Genomic DNA, 26,530 nt, shown 5'->3' on the forward strand with positions numbered 1-26,530 from the left:
GGGGGCGTCATTCCTCGCACCGCCCGTCGTCTCGCCGTGGCCGCCATCCTCGTGATGGCGGCCATTGGTGCTTGGACGATCGGAACGCATCGGGTTTCGTACGTGATCACCCACGGCGTCAGCATGAATCCGGTGTACTACTCGGGCGATCTAGTTATCGTCGCAAGAGCCGATTCTTACAAAGTTGGTGAGATCGCCGCCTACACCGGGGCGGGCGGCGTCGAGGTCCTTCATCGCATCATCGGCGGCGATGATACGACCGGATTCACCTTCAAAGGAGACAACAACCAGTCCACCGACGTTCCTCACCCCACAGCAGATGAGATCAAGGGGCGAGCCGTCTTCCACGTCTCTGGTGGTGGCACCTGGCTGAGGCCTTTCCTGAGTCCGACCGCCCTCGGAATGCTCGGCTTCCTACTGATCAGCGGCGGTGGGTCGGCCTCAGCCAAAAAACGCAGAGACCTGGCCCGTGGCCGACGCAAGAAGAAGGTGAAAGGCATGGCTGGCCAAGGGGGCTCTTGGGCAGCGGCCACGGTCGCATTCAAAACCGTAAGCCGCCTTCATCCGATCCTTCGTGTCATCGCTGTTCTGACCACGCTCTGCGCCGCCTGTGGACTCGTGCTAGGTGTGCTGGGGTGGATGAAGCCGGCCACCCAGTCGACTGCGAGCAGTTCGGTGGCTGGGGAATCGATAACGTTCTCCTATTCGGCCAAGGTCGAGCCGTCCGCCGCTTACGACGGAACCGTCGCCTACTCACCTGATCCGATTTATCGAAAGCTTGCACACTTCGTCAACCTGCAACTGCAGTACCGGGGCGAGCCTGGCCGTATCAACGTCGACGCCCGGGTGGCGTCTGCGGCCGGATGGCATTCGAAGATGCAACTCTCGCAGGCTCGCCAGTTCACCGCCGACCGCTACACCGGCACAGTTCTGCTCGATCTCGACGGCCTGGACGATCGCGTGCAGGCAGCAGCCACGGCGATCGGTACCGACCTCGGTCAAATCACCATCACCGTGACAGCACACGTGGAGCACCCAGATGGAACCCTCTTCGAGCCGCAACTTCCTCTGATCCTTACCGAGCCCCAACTGGCTTTGGCGAACGGGGCGAACAGCCTGGTCGTCAATCAATCAGGGAAGACGTCTGGTGGTGGGATCTACCCGCGGCAGATCAGTGTGCTGGGGCGCGACCTGGTGACGGCGGGTGAGGCGCGGCGGTATGCGGTGTGGCTGTTGCTGTTCGCTGTGGCTGGGGTGATCGGAATCGGACTGGCGGCGATGCGGCACGTGCCGTTGGGGAATCGGGCGCAGGTTCAGCGGCGGTATGGGCATCTGCTGGTGCCGGTTGAGCCGATGACCAGTAAGCAGGGTGAAGCGGTGGTGACCGTGGCTTCGGTGCCGGCGCTGGTGAAGTTGGCGGAGAAGTACGGGCAGATGATCCTCACCTGGACCCGGCCGGACGGGGCGGATGACTTCGTGGTTCGGGATGACGGGGTGCTGTACCGGTATCGGATTGTTCCGCCTCGGCCTACCGCGGCCAAGCCTCCGCTGTCCGGGGTGCCTCATCCGGCTCGGAAGGCGCAGAAGTCGGCGGCGCTCGGTATTGCTTCGGTGATCGGTTCGCCTGCGCAGAACGCGGCTACGGAAGCGGAGGCTGACCGCAAGCTTGAGCCGGAAAGCACTCCGGTGGCTGGGCATGAGATTCGCGCCGAGCAGCCTTCAGTTACCCCGCGCGAAGAGCCCGCGAGCGAGAAGCCGGTCACCACGCCGGAGGAAGTGTCTGGCGGCTCGCGCGAGGAGGGCAAAGCCGAGCAGCTTGGCGAGCTCAAGGTGGCTACCGAACAGCAGGAAAAACCCGGGCCGGATGACAGCCGCGAGGACGCCGGGGAACCCGAGGCTGCTGACGCGAGCGAAGAGCCGAAGCCCACCGCGGAAGACACCGAGAAGCTACGGACAGACGACTCGCAGCCCGAACCGACCGAGGCCACCGCCGCGGAAACCGAGCAACCGGAGGCGGAGGCCACCGCCGCGGAAATCGAGCAACCGAAGGCAGGGGCAGAGGGCACGCAGCCCGACGAGGCCAAGGCGGACGCCGACGAGATCAAGCAGCCGGAAGAGGCGACGCCGGAAGCTTCCGAGGTAACTGAGGCGGAGAAGCCCTCCGAACCCACAAAGACTGCGGAGACAGAGACCGCGAAGGTCGACGAGGCCGTTGTGGAGACGCCGGTGGCCGAGGTTGAGCCGGCTCCGGTGACCCGCACTCAGCCGGCACGCCGTCCCCGCAAGCGCCGACAGAAGGTCGAGCCTCAGCCCGAGGCCACCGTCGAGGCAGCGCAGGCGACTCCGACGCTCGCCGTGCCGCCGGTTCCGGTCGAGGTGGAACCGCCGACGACGGCCCCTGAGGGGGAGACGGCGGCTACGGACGTACGGGAAAAAGAGCAGGAAGCGGAAAGCGCGCCCGGACCACAGAAACGGCCCGCGCGCCGGGCGCCCCGCGCCCGCAAAGCCGCGCCGCCAACCGAGACCGAGGCAAAAGCCGAGGCCGGGATCGAGGCAAAAGCCGAGCCCGGGACCGAAGCAAAAGCCGAGGCCGCGGCGGAAACCCCGCAGCCCGCCAAACGCCCAGCCACCAGGCGCAAGCCGGCCGCAAAGCGAGCCACCCCGACCGCCCCCAAGCCCGCGGAAGAAACCCCCACACCGGCGGAAGAAGCGCCCAAGACGACCACCGAGCCCGAGGCCACGAAGGAACCCGCCACGCCGGAGGTCGCGAAAGAGCCGGCCGCGCGGGAGAGCGACGCCAAGAGCGACAACGTGCCGGCGGAAGAGACCGCCGCGAGCGCGCTGACCGATGTTCAAGCGAAAACGGCGGAAAATCTCGCCACGGAACGAAAGGCTGCTGAGGAGTTGGCCGAGCGCAACCTAGCCCTGGAGCAAGCCATCACCCGCAAGGCCGAGGAGGATCAGGCCGCCGCCGACCGGGCCCGCGCGGAGCGGCTGGCGAAGCGTACCGCCGAGCGGGACCCGGTCTTCGACTTCCTGCCGCCTAAGAAGGATTGACCGGCAGGTAGACGCGCCCGCCGGCGTCCACGAATTCCGAGGATTTGGCTTTCATGCCGGCCGCGCGCAGTTCGTGGCTGATTTTCATGGAGCAGAATTTGGGCCCGCACATGCTGCAGAAGTGTGCGGTTTTGGCGGGGGCGGCCGGGAGGGTCTCGTCGTGGTAGGCCCGGGCGGTTCCGGGGTCGAGGGCCAGTTCGAACTGGTCTTCCCACCGGAAGTCGAACCGGGCCTGGGACAGCGCGTCGTCCCAGGCTTGCGCGCCGGGGTGGCCTTTGGCCAGGTCGGCCGCGTGGGCCGCGATCTTGTAGGCGATCATCCCGGCTTTGACGTCTTCCTTGTTGGGCAGCCCGAGGTGTTCTTTGGGGGTGACGTAGCAGAGCATGGCGGTGCCGAACATGCCGATCATCGCGGCTCCGATGGCCGAGGTGATGTGGTCGTAGGCGGGTGCGATGTCGGTGGTCAGCGGCCCCAGGGTGTAGAAGGGCGCTCCGTCGCAGAGTTCGACCTGCAGGTCGACGTTCTCCTTGATCTTGTGCATGGGTACGTGGCCGGGGCCTTCGACCATGACCTGGACGTCGTACTCCCAGGCGATGTGGGTGAGTTCGCCCAGTGTGCGCAGTTCGGCGAACTGGGCTTCGTCGTTGGCGTCGGCGATCGATCCGGGGCGTAGTCCGTCGCCGAGCGAGAACGTGATGTCGTATTCGCGGAAGATCTCGCACAGTTCGCGGAAGTGCTCGTAGAGGAAGTTCTGCCGGTGTCCGGCGAGGCACCAGGCCGCCATGATCGACCCGCCGCGGGACACGATGCCGGTGACCCGTTCGGCGGCCAGCGGCACGTATTCCAGGAGCACCCCGGCGTGGACGGTCATGTAGTCGACGCCCTGTTCGGCCTGTTCGATCACGGTTTCCCGGAACAGTTCCCAGGACAGGCGCAGCGGGTCCCCGTTGACCTTTTCGAGGGCCTGGTAGATGGGCACGGTCCCGATCGGCACGGGTGCGTTCCGCATGATCGATTCGCGGGTTTCGTGGATTCGCGGGCCGGTGGACAGGTCCATCACGGTGTCGGCGCCCCACTGGGTGGCCCAGGTGAGTTTTTCGACCTCTTCGGCGACCGAGGAGGTGACGGCCGAGGTGCCGATGTTCGCGTTGACCTTCACCAGGAACTTCGACCCGATGATCATCGGCTCGGACTCCGGGTGGTTGCGGTTGGCCGGCAGCACCGCGCGTCCGGCCGCGATCTCGTCCCGCACGATCTCCGGGTCGACGTTCTCACGGACCGCGACGAATTCCATTTCGGGCGTGATGTCGCCGGCCCGCGCCGCGGCGAGCTGGGTCCGCCCGTCCCACCAGGGCTTCCGCAGCTTCGGCAACCCGACGGTGGGGTCGCTGCCGGGGCCGGACGTGTCGTAGAGCCGCACCGGCGGGTTGTCGCCGGTCAGCACCACCTCGGTGAACGGGACGCGGATCTCCGGACGGGAGCCCTCCACGTAGACCTTGCGCCTCATGATCTTTTCCTCCCAGATAGCCACAAATCCGGCGGCCGATGGCAGTAGGAAGCCGCCGAAGCCTCAAACAAGCGAGCTAGATGAAGAAGTGGTCGAGCGGACCGGGCCCGGCGCCCAGTTCCCACCCGGCGCCGCCGCGCAGCGCCCCGGTCACGTACTCCTTGGCCGTCGCGACCGCGTCCGGCACGGAATCCCCCATGGCCAGCCGCACCGCGATCGCGGAGGAGAACGTGCACCCGGAACCGTGGTTGTTCCGCGTCGGCACGGACTCGCCGTGCAGTTCGGTGATGACGCCGCCGTGCCAGAGCACGTCGACCGCGAGCTCGCTGCCGGTCACGACCACGGCGCGCGGCCCGGTCGCGGCCAATTCGGCCGCTGACGCGGCCATCTCCGAGGTGGTCCCGACAAGACGTCCGGCGAGGGCGCCGGCCTCCTGCCGATTCGGCGTCACAACTTGCGCGTACGGCATCAGCACCGCCACCACCGCAGCCTCACCGAGCCGGCTGCCCGAGGTCGACACCAGCACCGGGTCCACGACCAGGTTGGGCAGGTCGGCGGCCCGATCGGCGATCACCTTGGCCACGGCCGGGTCAGCGATCATCCCGACCTTGACCGCGGCCACCGGCAGATCGCTGAGCACGGCGTCGAGCTGCGCGGCCACGATGTCGGCCGGCACCGGGTGGATCGCGGTCACGCCGAGCGTGTTCTGCGCCGTGATCGCCGTGATCACCGACGCCCCGTAGGCCCCGAGCGCCGCGAACGTCTTGAGGTCGGCCTGGATCCCCGCTCCCCCACCGGAGTCCGATCCGGCGATGGTGAGCACCACCGGCGGCGTCACGCCCGCACCCCCTGAGCGGCGGCGAACGCCCCGGAGAGGACCTGGGCGACCCGTTCCGGGTCGGCCGCCCGCATGATCGCCCCGAGCACCGCGATCCCGGCCGCGCCGGCTTGCGCGCATTCCGCGGCCCGGGTGGCCGAGTCGATGCCGCCGAGCGCCAGCCACGGCACGGTACCGGCGAGTCGAGCCGCCGGCCCGGCCCCGAGCGCCGGACCGTATCCCGGCTTGGTCGAGGTCGGGTAGATCGGCGACAACGTGACGTAATCCACTTCGGACAACGGTTCGGTCCCGTGCCACGACCGGCCGACCAGCGGAATCCCGGCCGGTCGCGGATCGGCCGCGGCCAGGTGCACCGCGTCCCCGCCGAGCGGGTCAGGCCCGGCCACGATCAGCCGACCGGCGGGCACCACCTTCCGGAGTTGTCCGGCCAGGTCGAGCCGCTGGTCGCGGGGCAGGTCGCGGTCGCGGAGCACGATCCAGGCGGCACCACCCCGTACGGCTGCGGCGATGGTCTCCACCAGCGGCCCGGCGGCGGACCGCCGATCGGTGAGTACGACGAGCCCGCCCGGCGTCACCACACCGGGATCCCGTCGTCCGAAGTGGACGCGAGGGCGTGGAAGCGACGCGGGATCCGGCCGGCCCGCCGGGCCAGGCGTCCGGCGGCGACCGCGTGGCGCATCGCCGTGGCCATCACGGCCGGCTCGTCGGCCCGGGTGATCGCGCTGGCCACCAGCACCGCGTCGCAGCCGAGTTCCATGGCCAGCGCGGCGTCCGAGGCGGTGCCGATGCCGGCGTCGAGCACGACCGGTACGTCCACGTTCTGCCGGATCAGCTCGATGTGGTGCGGGTTGGAGATGCCCAGGCCGGAGCCGATGGGCGAGCCGGCCGGCATGACCGCGGCGCAGCCCGCGTCGGCCAGGCGGCGGGCCAGGATCGGGTCGTCGGTCGTGTACGGCAGCACCACGAACCCGTCGGCGACGAGCACTTCGGCCGCCCGGAGCAGCTCGACGCCGTCCGGCAGCAGCGTCCGTTCGTCGCCGATCACCTCCAGTTTGATCAGGTCGGTCTCGAACGCCTCGCGGGCCATCTGGGCCGTCGTGATCGCGTCGGCGGCGGTGAAGCAGCCGGCCGTGTTCGGCAGGATCCGCACCTTGAGCCGGTCCAGCATCGGCAGCAGTCCGGGCCCGGCCGCCTCGACCCGGCGCAGCGCGACGGTGACCATGTCGGTCTCCGACGCGACGATCGCCTCCTCAAGGGCGGCCAGGCTGTTGGCGCCGCCGGTCCCGACGATGAGTCCGTTTTCCGGTAGAAGTCCCACGGTCAGCCGCCCTGGGCGGCGGTGAGCACCTCGACCGCGTCGCCGTCCGCCAGGTCGACCCGGTCCCAGGTGGAACGGGGCACGACCGTGCCGTTCACGGCGACCGCGACACCGCGGTGCGCGTCGGTGATCTCGGCGACCAGGGCGGCCACCGAGCAGGTCTGCGGCCGGGTCTGGTGCCGGCCGTTGACGATCAGGCGCATCCGAACCTCCCGGGGGTGAAGTCGTCGGCGATGGTGTCGGTCGTCCCGGTGAGGACCAGGTCGGCGACGAGTTTCGCGGTGATCGGGGTGAGCAGGACCCCGTTGCGGTGGTGGCCGGCCGCGACGAAGACGCCGTCCCGGAGCCGGCCGATGATCGGCGCGTTGTCCGGCGTTCCCGGGCGGTGGCCGACGGTGATCTCGGTGAGCTCGTGTTCGGCCAGGCCGGGGACCAGGTCGAGGGCGGCGCGCAGCAGGTCGTGGACGCCGCCCGCGGTCGGCCGGTGGTCGGTGCGTTCCTCCTGGGTGGCGCCGACGACGATCTCGCCGTCGGCGCGCGGGACCAGGTAGACGTGGCGTCCGTCGGCGGCGCCGTCGATGACGTGGGTCAGCAGCCCCGGTTCGCCGCGGAGTCGCAGCACCTGACCCTTGATCGGCCGGATCGGCAGGCCGGTGAGCGCCTCGGTGCCGCAGCCGGCCGCGACGACGATCGCGTCCGCGTCTATTTCGGACAGATCCGAGACGTGTCGAGCGACCACGCGCCCGGCCAGCACGGTTCGCAACGCGGAAACCACCCGCCGCGGATCCACCTGCCGCTCGGTCGCCGCGAAAGCGCCGGCCCGGATTCGCGGCGACAGCGCCGGCTCCCGGTCCCGCAGTTGCGACCCGGTCAGCGGCGAGAGCTTCTGGTGCTTCCACTCCCGCGCCATCTCGGTCACGTCGTCCGCGGTCAGCGCGACCCCGAGCGTCCCGGCGTCGTCGTAGCCGACGTCCCCGAGTGATGCCGCGAACTCCGGCCAGAGCGCGTTGGACGCTTCGAGCAGCGGCTCCAGCTGCGGAAACTCGAAGACCGACTCGCCGCCCGGCGCGAGCATCCCGGCCGCCACGTGCCAGGCGCCACCGGCGCCGGCGGGCGCCGGGTCGTAGACCGTGACGTCGGCCCCGCGGTGCCGCAGCTCGGCCCCGACGGCCAGCCCGATGATCCCGCCGCCGACCACGCCGACCCTCACGACAGCACCTTCAGGAACGCGGTGGCCGCGCCGCCCGGGTCGGTCGCGAACGCGCCGATCGCCGCGATCCCGTGCACCCGGCCCGCGAACAGCTCGGCCCGGTCCACCGTGATGCCGCCGATGGCCAGCACCGGTGTCCCCGGGACGGCGGCCGCGACGACGGCGATCCGGTCCGGCCCGAGCGGTGGTGGCAGTCCGTCTTTTGTGGATGTCTCGAAGGCCGGACCGACCCCGAGGTATGTCGCTCCTTGCGCCACGGCTGAACGCGCCGATTCGGGCGTACGGCACGTAGCTCCGACCACCGCACCCGGCCCGAGCACCCGGCGGGCGGCATCCACGGGCAGGTCGTCGGCGCCCACGTGCACGCCGTCCGCCCCGGCCGCCAGCGCGACCCCGATCCGGTCGTTGACCAGGCACATCGCCCCGGCCGCGCGACAGATCCGGACGGCTTCGACGGTCACCGCGTACGCGAAATTGTCGTTGCTCTTGATTCTGATCTGCACGGCCACGCCGGGGCGGGCCACTCCACGGACGACGTCGATGTCGTCGGTGATCACGTGCAGTCGGGGAAAAGATGGTGCGTCCATGACGCGCTCCTCCCTGCGCCGGCATTACCCGGATCAGGTTCGACGGTCGGGGGCCGCATCAGCCCCCCTCTCAGCCCGGTGCCCGGACTCCCGTGGGTTTCTTGTGTTCGACCCTAACCGGAACGTGACGGCAAAAGCCAGCGGCTCTTCGTGATCTACGGGGTAGAGGAATTCGCGTCGACCTACTAAGTTTCGTGAGCCTTCTTCACAGCTCATGTACAGGAGCGTCATGTACGTCGTACTCGCCTGGTTCAGCGACCGCCGCCAACCCGACGGGACGATCCGGGCAGCCCGGGCTCGCTTCGACGCCGCTGTCGCCGAGGTCGTCCCCGAGACGTACGTCCGCCGCGACTTCGGCGGCGAGGACTGGGGCGTCACCTTCCTGCACAGCGCCGACCAGGGCGACTACAAGTGGCCCCTGGCCTCCACCGAGGGTCCGCTGACCGCGCTGTCGCTGGGCCTGCCGGTCGGTGTCGAGACCACCGGCCCGCTCGCGCTGGCCCGGGATCTGCTGGCCGGCGCCGACATCCACCGGGACGTGCTCCCCCCGTTCGGCCTGATCGCGCTCGACGGCGATCAGCGTCTCGCCATCCAGCAGGACTGGATCGGCATGTGCCGCCTGTTCACCGGCACGTCCGACGGCATCACCGCGTTCTGCAGCCGGCCCAGCCTGCTGACCACCTTCCTCTACGGCACCACCGAGCCCGACCTCGACGGCTGGCGCTCGTACGCGGCCAGCGGGTTCTTCGGCGCCGACATGTCGCCGGTGCGCGGCGCCCGGCTGCTGCAGCCGGGTCAGCGGATCACCGGCCGCCGGCGGTCCGAGGGCGGGTGGGAGCTCACCAGCGAGACCCGGTACAACGTGGACGACGTGGTGATGTCCGGTTTCGCCGGGCAGGGCCGGCCGGTCGAGGAGTCCCTGGACCTGGCCGCGGACGCGTTCACCAAGACCGCCACCAGCATCGGCAAGCTGTACGACGGCCCGATCAGTCTCGGCCTGTCCGGCGGTAAGGACTCGCGGCTCATCGCCGCCTCACTGATCGCCACCGGGCACATGCCGAAGTTCCACACCAACGACGACACCGTGGTCGAGGGCGAGACGGCCCTGCGGCTGATGCAGATCCTGCGCGACAAGCGCGGGCTGACCCCGGACCACCGCCTGACCAAGGTCGGCGCTCCGGCCGACGTGCTCGAGGTCGGCCTGTTCGAGCGCACCAAGCGGCTGCAGCAGCGGTACGACTTCCAGTTCCCGTCCAGCTACCAGATCCGGCCGGCCGTGGACCCGCGGCTGCCGGACGCCCTCCCGGCGGCCTCGTTCAGCGGCGTCGGCGGCGAGCTGGCCACCGGGTACTGGTACCCGACGGTCGAGGGCCGCACCCCCGAGCAGGAGGTGGTGGGCCGCCTGACCAACGCGGTGCCCCGCAACGGCCTGGCTCCCGGCGTGATCGACGCCGAGCGGGCCCGGATCACCGGCCTGTTCGACCACGCCCGGGAGATCGGGCTGAGCGACCTGCACCTGGTCGACTACCTCTACCTGACCGAACGGGTCCGCCGGTGGTACTCGTCGGCGTACATCATCGGCAGTGTCACCCCGTACCTGGCGCCGGGCTTCGTCGCCGCCGCGTTCGGCGTCACGGCCCAGCAGAAGCGTGACTTCCTCCTGCACAAGAGCCTGATCGAGCGGCTGATCCCGGAGTGGGGCGACGTCCCGTTCGTCACCGCCTTCCACGGCACGTCGACCGCCACCCGGATCTGGGACGGCGACGGCACCAAGGCGATCGCCGAGCTGCTGGAGACGGCCCAGGGCCCGATCGCGCAGCTGATCAACCGCGACCTGGTCGAGAAGACCCTGACCACGGTCGTGCGGACGGACAGCTCGCCCGAGCACATCCTGCGCCAGTTCAACTACCTGGCGGTGGCCTCCACGGTGCTGGAGCCCGGCACCGTGGCGCCGGCCACGGGGGCGGCCTACGCCCGGATCACCGCGCCGCCGGCCCCGAAGAAGCCGACGGCCCGGCCGATCCCGGTCCCGTCCCGGCTGCGCTGGCTGAAGAAGACCCGGCTCTGGAAGACCGCCCGCCGGATCCTCCGGCCCGCCCGGTAGGGATCAGCGCACGTCCCACACCGGCTCGGGAACCTCGACCACCTCGTTGTCGCTCCGGAACAGGACGAAGCGATCGAAGGACCGGGTGAACCAGCGGTCATGCGTGACCGCGATCACCGTTCCGTCGAACGCCTTCAGTCCCTCCTCCAGGGCTTCCGCCGAGGCCAGGTCGAGGTTGTCGGTCGGCTCGTCGAGCAGCAGCAACGTCGCCCCGGACAACTCCAGCAGCAGGACCAGGAACCGCGCCTGCTGCCCGCCGGAGAGGGTGCCGAACCGCTGATCGCCCTGGGCCGACAATTCGTACCGGCTCAGGTGCTTCATGGAACCGGCCCGGTCCATGCCGGAGCGATGTTCGTCACCCCGCCACAGGATCTCGACGAGCGTCTTCTCGACCAGCTCGGGCCGGTCGTGGGTCTGCGAGAAGTGGCCGGGCCGGACCCGGGCGCCGAGCCGTGCCACCCCGTTGTGCTTCACGTGCGCGAGCGGCGCGCCGTCGACCGGCTGGTGCTCCAGGTCGGGCTCGCTGCCGCCGGCCGCGAGCAGGCGCAGGAAGTGCGACTTGCCGGTGCCGTTGGCGCCCAGGACGGCGACCCGGTCGCCGTACCAGATCTCCAGGTCGAACGGGAACGTCAGGTTCTCCAGCTCCAGCTGCTCGCAGATCACCGAGCGCTTGCCCGTACGGCCGCCGCGCAGGTTCATCTTGACCGCCTGCTCCTTGGGCGGCAGCGGCGGCGGGCCGGCCTCCTCGAACTTGCGCAGCCGGGTCTGGGCGGCCTGGTACCTCGAGGCCAGCCCGTCGTTGTAGGCGGCCTTGTTCTTCAGCGTGAAGACCAGCTCGCGCAGCTTCTCGTGCTCCTCGTCCCAGCGGCGGCGCAGCTCCTCCATGCGCTCGTGCCGGTTCGACCGGGCCTCGTGCCAGGAGGCGAACCCGCCCGGATGCGTCCAGGCGCCGCCGCCCTCGACCGCGACCACCCGATCGGCGGTCTGCGCGAGCAGTTCCCGGTCGTGCGAGATGTAGAGGATCGACTTGTTCGACTCGCGGATCCGTTGCTCCAGCCAGCGCTTGGCCGGCACGTCCAGGAAGTTGTCCGGCTCGTCGAGCAGCAGCACCTCGTCGCTGCCGCGCAGCAGCAGGTCGAGCGCGAAACGCTTCTGCTCGCCGCCGGAGAGCGTGCGCACGATCCGGCTGCGGGCCTCGTCCCACGGTTTGCCGAGGATGGAGACGGCGACCGTGTCGAAGAGCACCTCGGCGTCGTACCCACCGACCTCACCCCAGTGGGCCAGCGCGTTCGCGTACGCGATCTGGGTCTTCTCGGTCTCGTCGAGGGCCGCGGTGGCCTTGGCCAATCGCTCCCCGGCCTCCCGCAGCGGCGGCGTGACCAGTGACAACGCCATGTCCTCAAGCGTCCGGTCGTCGCCGATCATGCCGATGAACTGGCGCATCACGCCCAGCCCGCCGGCCCGCGCGACGCTCCCGCTCTGCGTCGGGATGTCACCGGCCACGGTCCGCAGCAGCGTGGTCTTGCCGGCCCCGTTCGGACCGACGAGCGCGACCTTGGCGCCCTCGCCGACCCGGAACGAGACCTCGGTGAACAGCTCACGGCCATCCGGCAGCACGAAACCGACGCCGGAGACATCCACATAACCCATGCCCGGCATCCTGCCGGGTTTCGGCCTCAGATGGCAGCCGGTTTTACTCACTCAACGCGAGTCACCCGCAGCACTCGAAAACCCTTCTGGCTGGCGATTCGCTCGACCAGCCAGCCCTTGTCGACCAGCCAGGTGTGCAGTGAGTCACCACCCAGGTGCCGGTTGATCACCAGCCAGGCGACGCCGTCCGGGGCGAGCCGCGGCAGCCACCGGTCCATCAGCACGTGCAGCTCGGTCTTGCCGACGTGGGTGGGCGGGTTGCTCCAGATCTGGGCGAAGGTGACGTCAGCCGGCACGTCGTCCGGCGCGGTCACCCGGACCCGCCCGGCCAGCTTCAGCGTCGCGGCGTTCTCATCGGTCAGCTCGCGGGCGCGGGAGTTCACGTCGATCGCGTGCACGGTCGCCAGCGGCGCCTCCGAGGCCAGCACGCAGGCGATCGGACCGTAGCCGCAGCCCAGGTCGAGCAGGTCGCCCTGGACGCTCGCGTCGGGCAGCGCGGCCTTGCGCAGCAGCACCGCCGTCCCCGGGTCCAGCCGCCCGGCCGAGAAGACGCCGGAGGCCACGGCCAGCCGGTAGTCCCGGCCGGCCACGCTGAACTCGATCTCACTGCGGCGCATCGGGGCGTCGGGGTCGGTGCTGAAGTAATGCTCGGCGGTCACCCCGTCAGTTTCTCGCGTCACAACGCGGCGGGAACCACCGGGTGCCGGACAAACTGTGCGTTCATTGACCGATGTGCGCACCTAACTTGTGCCAATGCGCTTCGCCACCCCGACGCGCTCCGCCCATCGTGCCGCTCCGGCGGCCGGCCTCGCGCTGCCGGCCCCGCCGTTCCCCCGATCCTCCGGCCAGCATCGGCAGCAGGTCCGGGCCCGGCCGCAGCGGCACGTGCGGCGTGAGCCGTACCAGACCATGACCCTTCTCACCCGCGGCCTGGCCGCCCTGATCGTGCTCGGTATCTGCCTGGTGTCGGCGTTCCTGATCGTCGGCGACGAGGGCCCGGACACCGGCGCGAGCCGGCGGATCGAGTCCCGCGCGGCCGATCCGCGCCCGCTGACCGTCGACGAGGTCTTCCCGGCCGGCGCCGCCGGCTTCCAGATCAAGACCACGTCGGTCCAGGCCGACTGCACGGTCGCGGTCACCGGTGAGTTGCGGTCGGCGATTTCGGCGTACGGATGTTCCCAGGCGGTCCGCGCGTCCCTGCGCACCCCGGAGAGCGGCTACGAGCTGACCGCCGGCGTCCTCAACCTGGCCGACTCGCAGAGCGCCGCCGCGGTCGGCGAGAAGGTCGGCCGCCTGGTCGAGTCCGACGACGGCGGGTTCACCGGCATGACCGGTGAGCAGTCCCCGCCGGGCACCCCGATCGGCTGGCGCGCACACGGTCACTACCTGCTCTACTGCGTGATCACCGGCCCCGGCGGCGAGCCGGTCCCGGGTGGCGACCCGAGCCTGCCCCGGCTGACCGGCGACCTGCTCGACTCCTACCTCACCGAGCAGGTCATCGATCGCCGGATCTAGGCGCGCAGGCGCCGGGTGGCGTCGGCCCGGGCCGCGTACTCGGCCTCGGCCGGATAGCCCACCGCGACAAGGGTCAGGCCGTGCGCCGGGGCGACGGTCACCTCGCTGGAACGTTCGCGCTGGGTGAGCAGCTTGGCCGGCCACTCCGGCTCGCGACGGCCCTCGCCGACCGCGAGCATCGCGCCGACCAGGCTGCGGACCATCGCCTGGCAGAAGGCGTCGGCCTGCACGGTCGCCACGAGCGTCCGATCGGCCTCGCGGCGCCAGTCCAGCCGGGCGATCGCGCGGATCGTGGTGGCGTGCTCCTTGCGCTTGCAGAACGCGGCGAAATCGTGCTCGCCGAGCAGCCCGGCCGCGGCGGCGTTGAGCCGGTCCAGATCGAGCGGGCGGGACCAGCCGAGCGTGTCGTAGCGCCGCAGCGGCTCCGGACCCCAGCCGTCGTCACAGACCCGGTACTCGTAACGCCGGAACGTCGCCGAGAAGCGGGCGTCGAACGAGTCCGGGACCGGCAGCACGCCCCGCACCCGGGCGTCCGGCGGCATCAGCCCGCTCAGCCGCCGCAGCAGCGAGCCGGCCAACTCCTCGTACTGCTCGGCCGGCAACTCGATGTGACACACCTGGCCGGTCGCGTGCACCCCGGCATCGGTCCGGCCGGCCACGGTCAGCCCGAGCGGCCACTCCGCGCCCGAAGCGCCCAGGATCCTCCGAAGAGCTTCGATCAAAACCCCGGCTACGGTACGGCGACCTGGCTGCACCGCCCAGCCGGAGAAGTCGGCGCCGTCGTAGGAGACGTCGAGTCGTAGCCGGATGGTGTCCGTCATGCGCAGCGCGCTCCTCGGCCTGCACCACGGCCCGGCGCGCATCCCCGCATCCACGGGAACGGTGCTCAGGCCGTACCTAATAATTCTTGGTCTTTGTCTTTGAAACCGAAAGGCCCGGCACCCTGAACGGATGCCGGGCCCCTCGTGACGCGATGTCAGGCCTTGGCGTCGTCGCCCTCGGCCTTGTCGCCGGAAGCGCTGACCGGCGCCTCGGCGTCCTGGTCGTCGGCGACGGCGGCCGGGGCCGACGTCTCCTCGGGGGCCAGAGCCTCGACCTTGTCCTGCTGCGCGGCGGCCCGGCGAGCAGCAGCCTGCGCGGCGGGCGCGGTGGTGGCCGCGACCGGAGCTTCCTCGACCAGCTCGATGATCGCCATCGGAGCGGCGTCGCCCTTGCGGGGACCGGTCTTGGTGATCCGGGTGTAGCCACCGGGACGACCGGTGTACCGCGGAGCGATCTGCTCGAACAGGGCGTACACGACGTCCTTGTCCTTCACGGTGCCCAGCACGCGGCGACGGGCGTGCAGGTCGCCGCGCTTGGCCTTCGTGATGAGCTGCTCAGCCAGCGGGCGCAGCCGCTTGGCCTTCGTCTCGGTGGTCTTGATCTTCCCGTGCCGGAAGAGCTCGGTGGCCAGGTTGGCCAGGATGAGCTTCTCGTGTGCCGGGCTGCCGCCGAGGCGGGCACCCTTGGTGGGCGTGGGCATTTCAGATGCTCCTTGGAATGTGGCGCAACCGAGCTCTTAGAGCTGCTCGGTCTCGCGGTAGTCGTCGGTGTCGTAGTCCACGTCGCCGAACGAGTCGACCACGTGCGCGGGGTCGAAGGACGGCGCGCTGTCCTTCAGGCCCAGGCCCATACCGGCGAGCTTCATCTTGACCTCGTCGATGGACTTCTGGCCGAAGTTCCGGATGTCCAGAAGGTCGGCCTCCGTACGCCCTATCAATTCGCCCACCGAGTTGATGCCCTCACGCTTGAGGCAGTTGTACGACCGGACCGTGAGGTCCAGCTCCTCAATCGGGAGAGCCAGATCGGCGGCGAGCTGAGCGTCCTGCGGCGACGGGCCGATGTCGATACCCTCAGCGGTCTCGTCCAGCTCCCGGCACAGACCGAAGAGCTCGACCAGGGTGGAGCCGGCCGAGGCCAGCGCCGTCCGCGGCGAGATGGACGCCTTCGACTCGACGTCGATGATCAGACGGTCGAAGTCGGTGCGCTGCTCGACACGAGTCGCCTCGACACGGTAGGTGACCTTGAGCACCGGCGAGTAGATCGAGTCGACCGGGATCCGGCCGATCTCCGCGCCCGCACTCTTGTTCTGCGCCGCCGTGACGTAGCCACGACCCCGCTCGACGGTCAGCTCCATGTCGAGCCGGCCCTTGCTGTTCAGCGTGGCCAGCTTCAGGTCCGGGTTGTGCACCGAGACACCGGCCGGCGGCTGGATGTCCCCGGCGGTCACGTCGCCCGGGCCCTGCTTGCGCAGGTACATGCTGACCGGCTCGTCGTGCTCCGAGCTGACGGTCAGTTCCTTGACGTTCATGACCAGCTCGACCACGTCCTCCTTGACACCGGGGATCGTGGTGAACTCGTGCAGCACGCCGTCGACCTTGATGCTGGTGACCGCCGCGCCCGGGATGGACGACAGCAGGGTGCGCCGGAGCGAGTTACCGAGGGTGTAGCCGAAACCCGGCTCCAACGGTTCGATGGTGAACCGGGAACGGGTCTCGCTGATCGACTCCTCCGACAGGGAGGGCCGCTGGCTGATGAGCACGCTGTTCTTCTTTCTGTCAGGCCACCCACTATTTGATGGCCGTCTGTTGCTGTCAAAGGTGCCGGTCGCAGGACCGGCACCTTCAAAGAGCTGCTACTTGGAGTAGAGCTCGACGATCAGCTGCTCCTGGACCTGCGTGTCGATGACAGCGCGGGCCGGGAGCGTGTGCACGAGGATCTTCATCTCGCTCGGGATCGGCTCCAGCCAGGCCGGCACCGGCCGGGATCCGGCCTGGGCCTGCGCGACGACGAAGGGGGTCATCTCCTTCGACTTCTCGCGGAGCGTGACGATGTCGTGCTCCTTCACCCGGTACGACGGGATGTCGACCTTGACGCCGTTCACCAGGAAGTGGCCGTGCTTGACCACCTGGCGGGCGGCGTCACGGGACGCGGCGTAGCCGGCCCGGTAGACGACGTTGTCCAGACGCGACTCGAGGATCTGCAGCAGCACCTCACCGGTCTTGCCGGGCTTGGTGACGGCCTCCTCGTAGTACCCGCGGAACTGCTTCTCCAGCACGCCGTACACGCGGCGGGCCTTCTGCTTCTCGCGGTGCTGGAGCAGGTACTCGGTCTCCTTGGTCCGGCCACGGCCGTGCTGGCCGGGCGGGAAGGGACGCGACTCGAACGGGCACTTCGGCCCGTCACACTTGCTGCCCTTGAGGAACAGCTTCATCTTCTCGCGGCGGCAGCGCTTGCAGTCCGCACCTACGTAACGAGCCATGCTTCTAGATCTCCCTTAGACCCGACGACGCTTCGGCGGACGGCATCCGTTGTGCGGCTGCGGGGTCACGTCGGAGATCTGACCGACCTCGAGACCAGCGGCCTGCAGCGAACGGATGGCGGTCTCCCGGCCGGAACCGGGGCCCTTGACGAAAACGTCGACCTTGCGCATGCCGTGCTCCATGGCCCGGCGAGCGGCGGCCTCGGCGGCCAGCTGCGCGGCGAACGGAGTCGACTTGCGGGAGCCCTTGAAGCCAACCTGGCCGGAAGAGGCCCAGGAGATGACCGCACCGGTCGGGTCGGTGATCGACACGATGGTGTTGTTGAAGGTGCTCTTGATGTGCGCCTGCCCGTGGGCGACGTTCTTGCGTTCCTTGCGCCGGACCTTCTTGACTGCGGCCCCTGCGCGTGCCTTCGGTGGCATAAGTCAGTGCGCTCCTATTACTTCCGACCGGGCTTCTTCTTACCGGCAACCGTGCGCTTCGGGCCCTTACGGGTACGAGCGTTGGTCCGGGTCCGCTGTCCACGCACGGGCAGGCCCTTGCGGTGGCGGATGCCGGCGTAGCAGCCGATCTCAACCTTGCGGCGGATGTCCGCGGCGACCTCGCGGCGCAGGTCGCCCTCAACCTTGAAGTTGGCCTCAATGTATTCGCGGAGCTTGAGCAGCTCCTCTTCCGTGAGGTCCTTGGCGCGCTTGTTCAGGTCGATCGCCGTAGCGGTCAATGCTTCGACGGACCGGGTACGCCCGATCCCGAAGATGTAGGTGAGCGCGATCTCCATCCGCTTTTCGCGGGGGAGATCGACGCCGACGAGACGTGCCATTTCTGGGCGTACTCCTCGTTGTGATCTCGGAGGTCTGTGCCCATCCCCTCCCACCTGCCCTGGCGGGCCCCGGCCTCCGACCGGGGGTGTGGCCACTCGCTAGGAGCGGCCGGGACGAGCTTGTTCAGTGGTGCGGATCCTGCGCGGGTCTACTCAGCCCTGGCGCTGCTTGTGACGCGGGTCGGTGGAGCAGATGACCATGACCCGGCCGTGCCGCCGGATGATCCGGCAGTTGTTGCAGATCCGCTTGACGCTCGGCTTGACCTTCACGGTTTGCCTTAACTCTCAGTCAGACGGGATGTGGAAAACCCCGTGACCCGAATGAATCATCTCCGGCGTGGCTGCGAACCACGCCGGAAAAGTTCACTTGTAGCGGTAGACGATGCGCCCACGGGTCAGGTCGTACGGCGAGAGCTCGACGACGACCCTGTCCTCGGGAAGGATGCGGATGTAGTGCTGGCGCATCTTCCCGGAGATGTGTGCCAGGACCTTGTGACCATTGGCGAGCTCCACGCGGAACATTGCGTTCGGCAGGGGCTCGATCACTCGGCCTTCGATCTCGATGGCTCCGTCTTTCTTTGGCATGTCCTCCGCTACCTGACATCGGGTTCTGGGGCAGGCTGTGCAACGTCGTACCCAAGCCTCTTGGGGGGCTCGGACCAGCCGCGGCTCCCTCGTTCCTCGAAGCGCTGAGGACATGAAAGAGTGGACGCTGCGCGCCAGCAAGCCAGTCTACGCGCACGTTTCGGGGACGCCAAACCGAGGTCACCGTTACCCGGGGTCGGGCGTGTCACGCGGGTCTCGGAGCGGTCCTGAACGGGGCCTCACATCGGCCCGGGCGGCGCCCTAACGCTGGCGGCGATTCCGGTCGGTGAGCGCGCCGACGGCGGTGATGACAACCGGGATGAGCACCCAGGCGGGCCAGAAATAATACGCCTGACCGGAGCTCAGCGACGAGATCGCCCAGATGACCGTGCAGATCAGGAACGCCGTCAGCGCCGAACCGAAGGTGTGCCGGCCGCCGTGGCCGTCCTTCCTCACCGCGGCCGGGTGCGGCACCGGCGGCGGGGACTGCGGCTGGATCTGAGCATGCTGAACCGGGACCGTGCCGGGCAGATCATCGAGAAGGCCGTCAAGATCGCCATACGTCCGGGCCGAATATGCCCGCTGGACCCGCTCGTCGTACTCGTTCAGATCAAGCCGGCCCTCGTCGAGCGCGGACTTCAACTGATCCGCGACGCGCTGACGATCATTGTCGCCGGCCCGCATCCCCTCGCGTCCCATGGGTCACAGCATGCCAGGCGAACGCGAGCGGGGTAAGACCGGTCCGCTCAGGCCGACGTGGTGGCCTGTTTAGCCGTCACCAGATCACCCAGGCGGGCCTTTCCACCGTCCAGGGCGGTGGTGACCCACACCCCGTCCTCCAGCAGCGCCATGGTGTGCTCGACGTGAGCCGCGCGGGAACCGTCCCGGGTCACCACGGTCCAGCCGTCGGAGAGCTCCAGCGTCCGCGGCGAACCCATCGTGATCATCGGCTCGATGGCCAGCGCCACACCCGGGATCAGCCGCGGGCCGCGGCCCGGCTTGCCGTGGTTGAGCACGTGCGGCTCCTGGTGCATCTCGGTGCCGATGCCGTGCCCGCCGTAGCCGTCGACGATGCCGTACCGCCCGGCCTTGCGGATCACCTTCTCGATGTTGAACGAGATGTCGGTGAGCCGGCCCCGGCCGTTGGCCACCCCGCGGGCGGCCGCGGCGATGCCGGCCCACATCGCGTCCTCGGCGACCTCGGCCATCCGCAGCAGGGCCGGATCGGTCTCGCCGACGCCGACCGTGATCGCCGAGTCGCCGTGCCACCCGTCCAGGATCGCGCCGCAGTCCAGCGAGATCAGATCGCCCTCCACGAGGATCTGCTCGGTGCTGGGGATGCCGTGCACGACCTGCTCGTTGTTCGACGCGCAGATCGACGCCGGGAAGCCGTGATAGCCCTTGAACGACGGGATCGCCCCGTGGTCCCGGATCACCTTCTCGGCGATGGCGTCGAGATCGGCGGTCGAGACGCCGGGAGAGACCGCTTCGCGCATGGCTTCCAGCGCGGCGTGGACGACCAGGCCGGCCGCACGCATCTTCTCGATCTGCTCCGGCGTCTTCAGCTGGATGTCCAGCTCCTGACGACGCATTTCAGCCCCCGTACGACCGCAGGGCGTCGATGGCGCGCACCGTGACGTCCTCGACCGGGCCGGTCGCGTCGATGCCCACGAGCTTGCCCTGGGCACCGTAGTAGTCGACCAGTGGCGCGGTCTTGTCCGCGTACTCCACCAGGCGGTTGGCGATGGTCTCGGCCTTGTCGTCGTCCCGCTGGAACAGCTCCGACCCGCATCGGTCGCAGATGTCCGGCTTGCTGGTCGGGTCGAACTCGACGTGCCAGATCTTGCCGCAGCCCCGGCAGGTCCGGCGGCCCGAGAGCCGCCGGATCACCTCGTCGTCGTCGACCACGAGCTCCATCACCAGGTCCAGGGCCGTGCCCAGGTCGGCCAGGAGCTTGTCCAGGGCGTTGGCCTGCGGCACCGTGCGCGGGAACCCGTCCAGCAGGAACCCGTCGCCGGCGTCCGGCTCGGCCAGCCGGTCCCGGACCATGTTGATGGTCACCTCGTCGGGCACCAGCTGCCCGGCGTCCATGAAGCGCTTGGCCTCGACGCCGAGCGGGGTGCCCTGCGAGACGTTCGCCCGGAAGATGTCCCCGGTCGAGATCTTCGGTACGGCTAGATGGGCGGCGATGAACTCAGCCTGGGTCCCCTTGCCGGCCCCGGGAGGGCCCACCAGTACCAGCCGCACCTACATCGCCTCGCTTCGGTCGCAAGAAGCCACGCCAACCGCCGACGCCAGAGCCCCCCGGCTCCGCGTGCCCACTACCGCAGGAACCCTTCGTAGTTCCGCTGCATGAGCTGGCTCTCGATCTGCTTCACCGTCTCCAGACCCACACCGACCATGATCAGAACAGCGGTGCCACCGAACGGGAAGTTCTGGTACTGCTGCTGGTCCAGCCAGATGAAGAAGAAGTTCGGCAGAACCGAGATCAGACCCAGGTAGAGCGCGCCCGGGAGCGTGATCCGGCTGAGGATGAAGTCCAGGTAGTCGGCGGTCGGCTTGCCCGGGCGGATACCCGGCACGAAACCACCGTACTTCTTCATGTTCTCCGCGACCTCAGTCGGGTTGAACGTGATCGACACGTAGAAGTACGTGAAGAAGATGATCAGCAGGAAGTAGACGCTGATGTAGACCCAGCTCGTCGGCGCCGCCAGCCAGTTCTGGATCCAGATCTGGTAGCCCTTGAGGTTGTTCTTGTCGAAGAACTGCAAGTACAGCTGCGGCAGGTAGAGCAGCGACGACGCGAAGATGACCGGGACGACACCCGCCTGGTTCACCTTCAGCGGGATGTAGGTCGAGGTTCCGCCGTACATCCGCCGGCCGATCATGCGCTTCGCGTACTGCACCGGGATGCGGCGCTGCGCCTGCTCGATGAAGACCACCAGGCCGATGATCACCAGGACCAGCGCGATCACCAGGAGGAACTTCGCGGTGCCGGCCGACTGCTTGATCGTCCAGCCCTCGCCGGGGAGGCGGGCGGCGATCGAGGTGAAGATCAGGACGGACATGCCGTTGCCGACGCCGCGGTCGGTGACCAGCTCGCCGAGCCACATGACCACACCGGTACCGGCGGTCATCGTCATCACCAGCACGGTGAGCGTCAGCCACATCGGGATGCCGGTGTTCTCGGGGATGATCTGGTACGACGGGTTGTCCTGGTCACACAGGCCGCCGAACAGCTGGCCGGTGCGAGCGAGGGCCACGAACGCCGAGGACTGCAGGATCGCCAGGCCCAGCGTGAGGTACCGGGTGTACTGAGTGATCTTCGCCTGGCCGGACTGACCCTCCTTGCGGAGCTGCTCCAGCCGCGGGATGACCACGGTGAGCAGCTGCAGGATGATCGAGGCCGTGATGTACGGCATGATGCCGAGCGCGAAAACCGAGAGCTGGAGCAGCGCGCCGCCGGAGAACAGGTTCAACAGGTTCAGAACCTGGTTGCCCGACTGCTCGGTCAGCTTGAGACAAGCCTGCACATTGGTGTACGACACGCCTGGGCTGGGCAAGGTAGCGCCGAGCCGGTAGAGCGCAATGATCGCCACCGTGAACAACAACTTCTTGCGCAGGTCAGGCGTCCGCAACGCACTCGAAAAGGCGGAGAGCAACTTCTTCCTCCTGCGCGAGGTGACCGCCTCTATCGGCGGTACGGGGGGAAGGCATCGGCCCGGATGACCGATATCCCTAGCTGGGAACGGACTCTAACAGTCTTGGACCGTCGTGGTCAGCCACGGTAGCCGTCCACGAGGCAATGCGTTACTACCGATCACAAAAGTGCAGGTCAAACGCCACAAGGGGATGCTCGCCGAACACGCGTCCGGACGAGCATCCCCGCAAGCCTCACAGCTCGGTGGTGGATCCACCAGCGGCTGCGATCTTTTCCTTCGCGGACTCGCTGAACGCGTGCGCCGAGATGGTCAGCGTCACACCGCCCAGCTCGCCCGAGCCCAGCACCTTGACGGGCTGGTTCTTGCGAACCGCACCGGCGTCGACGAGCTCGGACGGGCCGACCTCGCCGCCGTTCGGGAACAGCTCGGCGAGCCGGTCCAGGTTCACGACCTGGAACACGACCTTGTTACGCGGACGGTTCCGGAGGCCCTTGATCTTCGGCAGCCGCATGTGGATAGGCATCTGCCCACCCTCGAACGACGCCGGAGTGTTCTTCCGGGCACCGGTGCCCTTGGTACCGCGACCGGCCGTCTTGCCCTTGGAGCCCTCACCACGACCCACGCGGGTCTTCTTGGTCTTGGCACCGGGAGCCGGCTTCAGGTCATGAATCTTGATCGCCATTACTCGACCTCCTCGACAGTGACGAGGTGGTTCACGGCGAAGATCATGCCCCGGATCTCGGGACGGTCCTCTTTGACCACCACATCGTTGATCCGCTTCAGGCCGAGCGACCGCAGGGAGTCCCGCTGGTTCTGCTTACGGCCGATCTCGGACCGGATCTGGGTGACCTTCAAGCGAGCCATCAGTGCACCGCCGCTTCCGCGCGCGCCGCCAGCATCGCCGCGGGGGCCACGTCCTCCACCGGCAGGCTGCGGCGAGCCGCGACCTTCTCCGGGGACTCCAGGCCCTTCAGAGCGGCCACCGTGGCGTGCACGATGTTGATCGGGTTCGAGGAGCCGAGGCTCTTCGACAGGATGTCGTGGATGCCCGCGCACTCCAGCACGGCGCGCACCGGGCCACCGGCGATAACACCGGTACCAGCGGACGCCGGCTTGAGCAGGACGACACCCGCGGCAGCCTCACCCGTGATCGGGTGCGGAATCGTCGCACCGATCCGCGGAACCTTGAAGAAGTGCTTCTTGGCCTCCTCGACGCCCTTGGCGATCGCCGCGGGCACCTCCTTGGCCTTTCCGTAGCCGACACCCACGGTGCCGTCACCGTCGCCGACGATCACCAAGGCGGTGAAGCTGAAGCGACGACCACCCTTGACGACCTTGGCGACACGGTTGATCGCGACGACCCGCTCGAGGTGAGGGGTCTTCTCGACGGGCGCGTTGCCGCGGCCGCCCTCACGACGGTTGTCCCGGCGGCCGCCACCTTCGCTGTTGCCGCCGGACCCGCCGCCACGGCGCTGCTGACCAGGCATTGGTCAAATCCTCCTAGAACTCGAGTCCGGCTTCGCGAGCGGCATCGGCAAGCGCGGCGATACGCCCCGCGTACTTGTTGCCACCGCGGTCGAAGACCACCTTGGAAATACCCGCGGCCTTCGCCCGCTCGGCGAGGAGCGAACCGACCTTGCCGGCCTGGGCGCTCTTGTCGCCCTCGGTGCCACGGATCGTGGTGTCGAGGGTCGAGGCCGAAGCCAGCGTGTGGCCCTTGAGGTCGTCGATGATCTGCGCGGTGATGTGCCGCGTGGACCGGGAGACGACCAGGCGGGGACGCTCGGCCGTGCCCTGCACGTTCTTGCGGACCCGGAAGTGCCGACGCGCCTTGCCAACGGCCCGCCGAGAGGCGGCACCGCCGCCATTGCGGCGCTTGAGCAGCGTGGCGGTCACTTCTTACCTGCCTTTCCAGCCTTGCGGCGGATGACCTCGCCCTGGTACTTGACGCCCTTGCCCTTGTAGGGCTCCGGCGGGCGGATCTTCCGGATGTTGGCGGCAACCTCGCCGACCAGCTGCTTGTCGATGCCGGCCACAGTGAACTGCGTCGGCTTCTCCACCGAGAAGGTGATGCCGGCCGGAGGCACGATGTTCACCGGGTGCGAGAAGCCCAGAGCGAACTCCAGGTCCTTGCCCTTCGCGGTGACACGGTAGCCGGTGCCGTTGATCTCGAGGGTCTTCTTGTAGCCCTCGGTCACTCCGACGATCATGTTGGCGACCAGGGTGCGCGAGAGACCGTGCAGCTCCTTGGCCTTGCGCTCGTCATTGGGGCGGTTGACGACCAGCTCGGCGCCCTCCCGGGCGACGGTGATCGGCTCGGCCACGATGTGGGAGAGCTCGCCCTTGGGGCCCTTGACCTTGACGGTCTGGCCCGTGATGGTGACGTCGACGCCGGCCGGGACCGGGATCGACTTACGTCCGATTCGCGACATGTCTAAGTCTCCAGTTACCAGACGAAGGCGAGGACTTCCCCGCCAACGCTCCGCTTGCGGGCCTGCTTGTCGGTCAGCAGTCCCTGGGACGTCGAAATGATCGCGACACCGAGACCACCGAGCACGCGGGGCAGCTCGTCGGACTTGGCGTAAACCCGCAGGCCCGGCTTCGAGACGCGCTTGATGCCGGCGAGGCTGCGCTCGCGGTTCTGGCCGTACTTGAGCTCAACGACCAGACGCTTGCCGACCGCGCCCTCCTCGGGCTCCTCAGACGTCCACGACGCGATGTAGCCCTCGGCCTTGAGGACCTCGGCGATGTTCGCCTTGATCTTCGAGTAGGGCATCGTCACCTTGTCGTGGTACGCCTGGTTGGCGTTACGCAGACGCGTCAGCATGTCTGCGATCGGGTCCGTCATCGTCATGGGTATTCGTCAACCTTTCTCGCCGGGGTTCCCACGTCGGACGCGGGCCTACGGCGAAGCGGTATTACTAAGTCGGTTACCAGGAGGCCTTGGACACGCCGGGCAGCTCACCACGGTGAGCCATGTCCCGCACGCAAACGCGGCAGAGGCCGAACTTGCGGTAGACCGAGTGCGGGCGACCGCACTTCTGGCAGCGGGTGTAGGCACGCACGGCGAACTTGGGCTTCGCGGCAGCCTTGATGATCAGGGCCTTCTTCGCCATGCTCAGTTCTCCTTGAACGGGAAGCCCAGGAGCTTCAGCAGCGCCCGGCCCTCGTCGTCAGTCGTGGCAGTAGTGACCACCGTGATGTCCATGCCCCGCGTGCGATCGATCCTGTCCTGATCGATCTCGTGGAACACCGACTGCTCGGTCAGGCCGAACGTGTAGTTGCCGTGCCCGTCCAGCTTGCGGCCGTCGAGGCCCCGGAAGTCACGGATACGCGGCAGCGAGATGGACAGCAGCCGGTCCAGGAACTCCCACATCCGGTCGCCCCGGAGGGTGACCTTCGCGCCGATCGGCATGCCCTCACGGAGCTTGAACTGTGCGATCGACTTGGTCGCCCGGCGCACCAGCGGCTTCTGACCGGTGATCGTGGTCAGGTCGCGGACCGCGCCGTCGATCAGCTTGGCGTCCCGGGCAGCCTCGCCGACACCCATGTTCACGACGACCTTGACCAGGCCGGGGATCTGCATGGGGTTGGCGTACTTGTGCTGCTCCTGGAGCGCCGGGATGATCTCGGCCCGGTACTTGCTCTTCAGGCGCGGCAGCGCCTTCGTCTCAGTGGCGGCAGTCATCACAGTTCCTTACCGGTCGTACGCGCGATACGGACCTTGGCGCCGTTCTCGTCGATCCGGTAGCCGATCCGGGTCGGCTTCCCCTGGTCGTCCAGGATCTGCACGTTGGAGATGTGGATCGCGGCTTCCTGGGTGACGATGCCACCGGTCTTCGAACCACGCTGGGTGGTACGGATGCGTTCGTGCTTCTTGACTCGGTTGACGCCCTCGACCAGGACCTTGTCCTGCCGCGGGAAGGCCGCGATGACCTTACCCTTGGCACCCTTGTCCTTGCCGGCGATGACGACGACCGTGTCGCCCTTCTTGATCTTCACGGTCAGAGCACCTCCGGCGCCAGGCTGATGATCTTCATGAACCGCTTGTCGCGCAGCTCGCGCCCGACCGGGCCGAAGATGCGGGTACCGCGGGGGTCCCCGCCGTCCTTGATGATGACGGCGGCGTTCTCGTCGAAGCGGATGTACGAGCCGTCCGGACGACGCCGCTCCTTGCTGGTGCGGACGATGACCGCCTTGACGACGTCACCCTTCTTCACACCGGCGCCGGGGATAGCGTCCTTGACCGTGGCCACGATGACGTCGCCGATGCTCGCGTAACGGCGACCGGAGCCACCGAGCACGCGGATGCACAGAATCTCCCGGGCACCCGTGTTGTCGGCGACGCGCAGTCGCGACTCCTGCTGGATCACGT

General features: G+C 68.5%; 34 protein-coding genes and 1 riboswitch. Of the genes, 3 read left to right on the forward strand and 31 right to left on the reverse strand.

The window, feature by feature from the left end:
- Nucleotides 1-36: 36 nt before the first annotated feature.
- Nucleotides 37-3,057 carry a hypothetical protein gene (locus ACSHV8_RS37860; RefSeq protein WP_436523952.1) on the forward strand — a complete coding sequence of 1,007 codons (3,021 nt, stop codon included), beginning with the start codon at nucleotides 37-39 and terminating at the stop codon, nucleotides 3,055-3,057.
- Here the strand turns inward: ACSHV8_RS37860 and thiC are convergent.
- The 7 genes from thiC to ACSHV8_RS37895 all read right to left on the reverse strand — a co-directional run bounded on the left by thiC (nucleotide 3,044) and on the right by ACSHV8_RS37895 (nucleotide 8,517).
- Nucleotides 3,044-4,564, reverse strand: coding sequence for a phosphomethylpyrimidine synthase ThiC (thiC, locus tag ACSHV8_RS37865; RefSeq protein ID WP_436523954.1), 1,521 nt, complete (start codon nucleotides 4,562-4,564; stop codon nucleotides 3,044-3,046). The two genes, ACSHV8_RS37860 and thiC, sit on opposite strands and share 14 nt — an antisense overlap.
- A 76-nt stretch (nucleotides 4,565-4,640) precedes the next feature.
- Nucleotides 4,641-5,402: a bifunctional hydroxymethylpyrimidine kinase/phosphomethylpyrimidine kinase gene (gene thiD / locus ACSHV8_RS37870; RefSeq protein ID WP_436523956.1), complete on the reverse strand. Its 762-nt coding sequence runs from the start codon at nucleotides 5,400-5,402 to the stop codon at nucleotides 4,641-4,643.
- Nucleotides 5,399-5,980 carry a thiamine phosphate synthase gene (locus ACSHV8_RS37875; RefSeq protein WP_436523958.1) on the reverse strand — a complete coding sequence of 194 codons (582 nt, stop codon included), beginning with the start codon at nucleotides 5,978-5,980 and terminating at the stop codon, nucleotides 5,399-5,401. The genes thiD and ACSHV8_RS37875 overlap by 4 nt, the downstream gene beginning before the upstream one ends.
- Nucleotides 5,974-6,720, reverse strand: coding sequence for a thiazole synthase (locus ACSHV8_RS37880; RefSeq protein ID WP_436523960.1), 747 nt, complete (start codon nucleotides 6,718-6,720; stop codon nucleotides 5,974-5,976). Before ACSHV8_RS37880 ends, ACSHV8_RS37875 begins: the two co-directional genes overlap by 7 nt.
- Nucleotides 6,721-6,722: 2 nt before the next feature.
- On the reverse strand, nucleotides 6,723-6,923 hold the full coding sequence (thiS, locus tag ACSHV8_RS37885) for a sulfur carrier protein ThiS (RefSeq protein WP_436523962.1): 201 nt from the start codon (nucleotides 6,921-6,923) through the stop codon (nucleotides 6,723-6,725).
- Complete coding sequence (gene thiO, locus ACSHV8_RS37890) at nucleotides 6,914-7,930, reverse strand: glycine oxidase ThiO (RefSeq protein WP_436523964.1); 1,017 nt, start codon at nucleotides 7,928-7,930, stop codon at nucleotides 6,914-6,916. The genes thiS and thiO overlap by 10 nt, the downstream gene beginning before the upstream one ends.
- A complete protein-coding gene (locus ACSHV8_RS37895; RefSeq protein WP_436523966.1) occupies nucleotides 7,927-8,517 on the reverse strand; it encodes a thiamine phosphate synthase in 591 nt (196 codons plus the stop codon). Before ACSHV8_RS37895 ends, thiO begins: the two co-directional genes overlap by 4 nt.
- Nucleotides 8,511-8,621, reverse strand: a riboswitch (TPP riboswitch). (Overlaps the previous gene by 7 nt.)
- Nucleotides 8,622-8,746: 125 nt before the next feature.
- Here ACSHV8_RS37895 and ACSHV8_RS37900 point away from each other — a divergent pair.
- Nucleotides 8,747-10,621, forward strand: a complete 1,875-nt coding sequence (locus ACSHV8_RS37900) for a hypothetical protein (RefSeq protein WP_436523968.1) — start codon at nucleotides 8,747-8,749, stop codon at nucleotides 10,619-10,621.
- Between the two features lie 3 nt (nucleotides 10,622-10,624).
- On the opposite strand, the gene ACSHV8_RS37905 is transcribed toward ACSHV8_RS37900, so the two are convergent.
- Both ACSHV8_RS37905 and ACSHV8_RS37910 read right to left on the reverse strand, forming a co-directional pair.
- Entirely contained in the window at nucleotides 10,625-12,271 is a 1,647-nt protein-coding gene (locus ACSHV8_RS37905) for an ABC-F family ATP-binding cassette domain-containing protein (RefSeq protein WP_436523970.1), read from the reverse strand.
- Between the two features lie 47 nt (nucleotides 12,272-12,318).
- On the reverse strand, nucleotides 12,319-12,930 hold the full coding sequence (locus ACSHV8_RS37910; protein ID WP_436523972.1) for a class I SAM-dependent methyltransferase: 612 nt from the start codon (nucleotides 12,928-12,930) through the stop codon (nucleotides 12,319-12,321).
- Nucleotides 12,931-13,024: 94 nt separating this feature from the next.
- Between ACSHV8_RS37910 and ACSHV8_RS37915 the strand changes: the two genes are divergently transcribed.
- On the forward strand, nucleotides 13,025-13,786 hold the full coding sequence (locus ACSHV8_RS37915) for a hypothetical protein (RefSeq protein ID WP_436523974.1): 762 nt from the start codon (nucleotides 13,025-13,027) through the stop codon (nucleotides 13,784-13,786).
- Here the strand turns inward: ACSHV8_RS37915 and truA are convergent.
- From truA to rplN, 22 genes are all read right to left on the reverse strand, one after another.
- Nucleotides 13,783-14,607, reverse strand: a complete 825-nt coding sequence (truA, locus tag ACSHV8_RS37920; RefSeq protein WP_436523976.1) for a tRNA pseudouridine(38-40) synthase TruA — start codon at nucleotides 14,605-14,607, stop codon at nucleotides 13,783-13,785. The two genes, ACSHV8_RS37915 and truA, sit on opposite strands and share 4 nt — an antisense overlap.
- Before the next feature lie 155 nt (nucleotides 14,608-14,762).
- On the reverse strand, nucleotides 14,763-15,308 hold the full coding sequence (gene rplQ, locus ACSHV8_RS37925; RefSeq protein WP_436523978.1) for a 50S ribosomal protein L17: 546 nt from the start codon (nucleotides 15,306-15,308) through the stop codon (nucleotides 14,763-14,765).
- A 36-nt stretch (nucleotides 15,309-15,344) separates the two neighbouring features.
- Nucleotides 15,345-16,367, reverse strand: coding sequence for a DNA-directed RNA polymerase subunit alpha (locus ACSHV8_RS37930; RefSeq protein ID WP_203739500.1), 1,023 nt, complete (start codon nucleotides 16,365-16,367; stop codon nucleotides 15,345-15,347).
- Between the two features lie 93 nt (nucleotides 16,368-16,460).
- Complete coding sequence (rpsD, locus tag ACSHV8_RS37935) at nucleotides 16,461-17,087, reverse strand: 30S ribosomal protein S4 (RefSeq protein WP_436523980.1); 627 nt, start codon at nucleotides 17,085-17,087, stop codon at nucleotides 16,461-16,463.
- Between the two features lie 15 nt (nucleotides 17,088-17,102).
- Entirely contained in the window at nucleotides 17,103-17,510 is a 408-nt protein-coding gene (gene rpsK / locus ACSHV8_RS37940; RefSeq protein ID WP_014440747.1) for a 30S ribosomal protein S11, read from the reverse strand.
- 17 nt (nucleotides 17,511-17,527) lie between these two features.
- On the reverse strand, nucleotides 17,528-17,908 hold the full coding sequence (gene rpsM / locus ACSHV8_RS37945) for a 30S ribosomal protein S13 (RefSeq protein WP_014687779.1): 381 nt from the start codon (nucleotides 17,906-17,908) through the stop codon (nucleotides 17,528-17,530).
- Nucleotides 17,909-18,061: 153 nt separating this feature from the next.
- The gene (gene rpmJ, locus ACSHV8_RS37950; RefSeq protein WP_014687778.1) at nucleotides 18,062-18,178 is read right to left on the reverse strand and encodes a 50S ribosomal protein L36; all 117 of its coding nucleotides are present in this window, start codon (nucleotides 18,176-18,178) and stop codon (nucleotides 18,062-18,064) included.
- Nucleotides 18,179-18,271: 93 nt separating this feature from the next.
- Nucleotides 18,272-18,493 carry a translation initiation factor IF-1 gene (infA, locus tag ACSHV8_RS37955; protein WP_007073013.1) on the reverse strand — a complete coding sequence of 74 codons (222 nt, stop codon included), beginning with the start codon at nucleotides 18,491-18,493 and terminating at the stop codon, nucleotides 18,272-18,274.
- A 261-nt stretch (nucleotides 18,494-18,754) separates the two neighbouring features.
- Nucleotides 18,755-19,192 (reverse strand): DUF1707 SHOCT-like domain-containing protein, encoded by a 438-nt coding sequence (locus tag ACSHV8_RS37960; RefSeq protein ID WP_436523986.1) that lies wholly within the window; start codon nucleotides 19,190-19,192, stop codon nucleotides 18,755-18,757.
- Nucleotides 19,193-19,239: 47 nt separating this feature from the next.
- Nucleotides 19,240-20,085, reverse strand: coding sequence for a type I methionyl aminopeptidase (gene map, locus ACSHV8_RS37965; protein WP_436523988.1), 846 nt, complete (start codon nucleotides 20,083-20,085; stop codon nucleotides 19,240-19,242).
- A 1-nt stretch (nucleotide 20,086) separates the two neighbouring features.
- Nucleotides 20,087-20,740 (reverse strand): adenylate kinase, encoded by a 654-nt coding sequence (locus tag ACSHV8_RS37970; RefSeq protein WP_436523990.1) that lies wholly within the window; start codon nucleotides 20,738-20,740, stop codon nucleotides 20,087-20,089.
- Between the two features lie 74 nt (nucleotides 20,741-20,814).
- Nucleotides 20,815-22,155, reverse strand: coding sequence for a preprotein translocase subunit SecY (gene secY / locus ACSHV8_RS37975; protein ID WP_436523992.1), 1,341 nt, complete (start codon nucleotides 22,153-22,155; stop codon nucleotides 20,815-20,817).
- A gap of 232 nt (nucleotides 22,156-22,387) precedes the next feature.
- Entirely contained in the window at nucleotides 22,388-22,837 is a 450-nt protein-coding gene (rplO, locus tag ACSHV8_RS37980; RefSeq protein ID WP_436523994.1) for a 50S ribosomal protein L15, read from the reverse strand.
- The gene (gene rpmD / locus ACSHV8_RS37985; protein WP_014687772.1) at nucleotides 22,837-23,019 is read right to left on the reverse strand and encodes a 50S ribosomal protein L30; all 183 of its coding nucleotides are present in this window, start codon (nucleotides 23,017-23,019) and stop codon (nucleotides 22,837-22,839) included. Before rpmD ends, rplO begins: the two co-directional genes overlap by 1 nt.
- The gene (gene rpsE, locus ACSHV8_RS37990; RefSeq protein WP_436523996.1) at nucleotides 23,019-23,642 is read right to left on the reverse strand and encodes a 30S ribosomal protein S5; all 624 of its coding nucleotides are present in this window, start codon (nucleotides 23,640-23,642) and stop codon (nucleotides 23,019-23,021) included. Before rpsE ends, rpmD begins: the two co-directional genes overlap by 1 nt.
- Nucleotides 23,643-23,655: 13 nt before the next feature.
- On the reverse strand, nucleotides 23,656-24,051 hold the full coding sequence (gene rplR, locus ACSHV8_RS37995) for a 50S ribosomal protein L18 (protein ID WP_436523998.1): 396 nt from the start codon (nucleotides 24,049-24,051) through the stop codon (nucleotides 23,656-23,658).
- Nucleotides 24,048-24,587: a 50S ribosomal protein L6 gene (rplF, locus tag ACSHV8_RS38000; RefSeq protein ID WP_436524000.1), complete on the reverse strand. Its 540-nt coding sequence runs from the start codon at nucleotides 24,585-24,587 to the stop codon at nucleotides 24,048-24,050. The genes rplR and rplF overlap by 4 nt, the downstream gene beginning before the upstream one ends.
- A gap of 14 nt (nucleotides 24,588-24,601) precedes the next feature.
- Nucleotides 24,602-25,009, reverse strand: a complete 408-nt coding sequence (gene rpsH, locus ACSHV8_RS38005; RefSeq protein WP_014440735.1) for a 30S ribosomal protein S8 — start codon at nucleotides 25,007-25,009, stop codon at nucleotides 24,602-24,604.
- 76 nt (nucleotides 25,010-25,085) lie between these two features.
- On the reverse strand, nucleotides 25,086-25,271 hold the full coding sequence (locus tag ACSHV8_RS38010; RefSeq protein WP_014440734.1) for a type Z 30S ribosomal protein S14: 186 nt from the start codon (nucleotides 25,269-25,271) through the stop codon (nucleotides 25,086-25,088).
- Between the two features lie 2 nt (nucleotides 25,272-25,273).
- Nucleotides 25,274-25,843 (reverse strand): 50S ribosomal protein L5, encoded by a 570-nt coding sequence (gene rplE, locus ACSHV8_RS38015; RefSeq protein WP_436524003.1) that lies wholly within the window; start codon nucleotides 25,841-25,843, stop codon nucleotides 25,274-25,276.
- Complete coding sequence (rplX, locus tag ACSHV8_RS38020) at nucleotides 25,843-26,163, reverse strand: 50S ribosomal protein L24 (RefSeq protein WP_189329745.1); 321 nt, start codon at nucleotides 26,161-26,163, stop codon at nucleotides 25,843-25,845. Before rplX ends, rplE begins: the two co-directional genes overlap by 1 nt.
- Complete coding sequence (rplN, locus tag ACSHV8_RS38025; RefSeq protein ID WP_014687766.1) at nucleotides 26,160-26,528, reverse strand: 50S ribosomal protein L14; 369 nt, start codon at nucleotides 26,526-26,528, stop codon at nucleotides 26,160-26,162. The genes rplX and rplN overlap by 4 nt, the downstream gene beginning before the upstream one ends.
- Between the last annotated feature and the right edge of the window lie 2 nt (nucleotides 26,529-26,530).

The sequence above is a fragment of the Actinoplanes sp. HUAS TT8 genome (genome assembly GCF_051380535.1).
Lineage (GTDB): Bacteria > Actinomycetota > Actinomycetes > Mycobacteriales > Micromonosporaceae > Actinoplanes.

Coding starts and splice junctions, on each gene's coding strand:
- thiC (WP_436523954.1), bottom strand. CDS start 4,564: ATGAGGCGCAAGGTCTACGTGGAGGGCTCCCGTCCGGAGATCCGCGTC.
- thiS (WP_436523962.1), bottom strand. CDS start 6,923: ATGCGCCTGATCGTCAACGGCCGGCACCAGACCCGGCCGCAGACCTGC.
- ACSHV8_RS37895 (WP_436523966.1), bottom strand. CDS start 8,517: ATGGACGCACCATCTTTTCCCCGACTGCACGTGATCACCGACGACATC.
- ACSHV8_RS37900 (WP_436523968.1), top strand. CDS start 8,747: ATGTACGTCGTACTCGCCTGGTTCAGCGACCGCCGCCAACCCGACGGG.
- ACSHV8_RS37905 (WP_436523970.1), bottom strand. CDS start 12,271: ATGGGTTATGTGGATGTCTCCGGCGTCGGTTTCGTGCTGCCGGATGGC.
- ACSHV8_RS37915 (WP_436523974.1), top strand. CDS start 13,025: ATGCGCTTCGCCACCCCGACGCGCTCCGCCCATCGTGCCGCTCCGGCG.
- truA (WP_436523976.1), bottom strand. CDS start 14,607: ATGACGGACACCATCCGGCTACGACTCGACGTCTCCTACGACGGCGCC.
- rplQ (WP_436523978.1), bottom strand. CDS start 15,308: ATGCCCACGCCCACCAAGGGTGCCCGCCTCGGCGGCAGCCCGGCACAC.
- rpsD (WP_436523980.1), bottom strand. CDS start 17,087: ATGGCTCGTTACGTAGGTGCGGACTGCAAGCGCTGCCGCCGCGAGAAG.
- rpsK (WP_014440747.1), bottom strand. CDS start 17,510: ATGCCACCGAAGGCACGCGCAGGGGCCGCAGTCAAGAAGGTCCGGCGC.
- rpsM (WP_014687779.1), bottom strand. CDS start 17,908: ATGGCACGTCTCGTCGGCGTCGATCTCCCCCGCGAAAAGCGGATGGAG.
- infA (WP_007073013.1), bottom strand. CDS start 18,493: ATGCCAAAGAAAGACGGAGCCATCGAGATCGAAGGCCGAGTGATCGAG.
- ACSHV8_RS37960 (WP_436523986.1), bottom strand. CDS start 19,192: ATGGGACGCGAGGGGATGCGGGCCGGCGACAATGATCGTCAGCGCGTC.
- map (WP_436523988.1), bottom strand. CDS start 20,085: ATGCGTCGTCAGGAGCTGGACATCCAGCTGAAGACGCCGGAGCAGATC.
- rplO (WP_436523994.1), bottom strand. CDS start 22,837: ATGGCGATCAAGATTCATGACCTGAAGCCGGCTCCCGGTGCCAAGACC.
- rpmD (WP_014687772.1), bottom strand. CDS start 23,019: ATGGCTCGCTTGAAGGTCACCCAGATCCGGTCCGAGATCGGCCGTAAG.
- rpsE (WP_436523996.1), bottom strand. CDS start 23,642: ATGCCTGGTCAGCAGCGCCGTGGCGGCGGGTCCGGCGGCAACAGCGAA.
- rplF (WP_436524000.1), bottom strand. CDS start 24,587: ATGTCGCGAATCGGACGTAAGTCGATCCCGGTCCCGGCCGGCGTCGAC.
- rpsH (WP_014440735.1), bottom strand. CDS start 25,009: ATGACGATGACGGACCCGATCGCAGACATGCTGACGCGTCTGCGTAAC.
- ACSHV8_RS38010 (WP_014440734.1), bottom strand. CDS start 25,271: ATGGCGAAGAAGGCCCTGATCATCAAGGCTGCCGCGAAGCCCAAGTTC.
- rplE (WP_436524003.1), bottom strand. CDS start 25,843: ATGACTGCCGCCACTGAGACGAAGGCGCTGCCGCGCCTGAAGAGCAAG.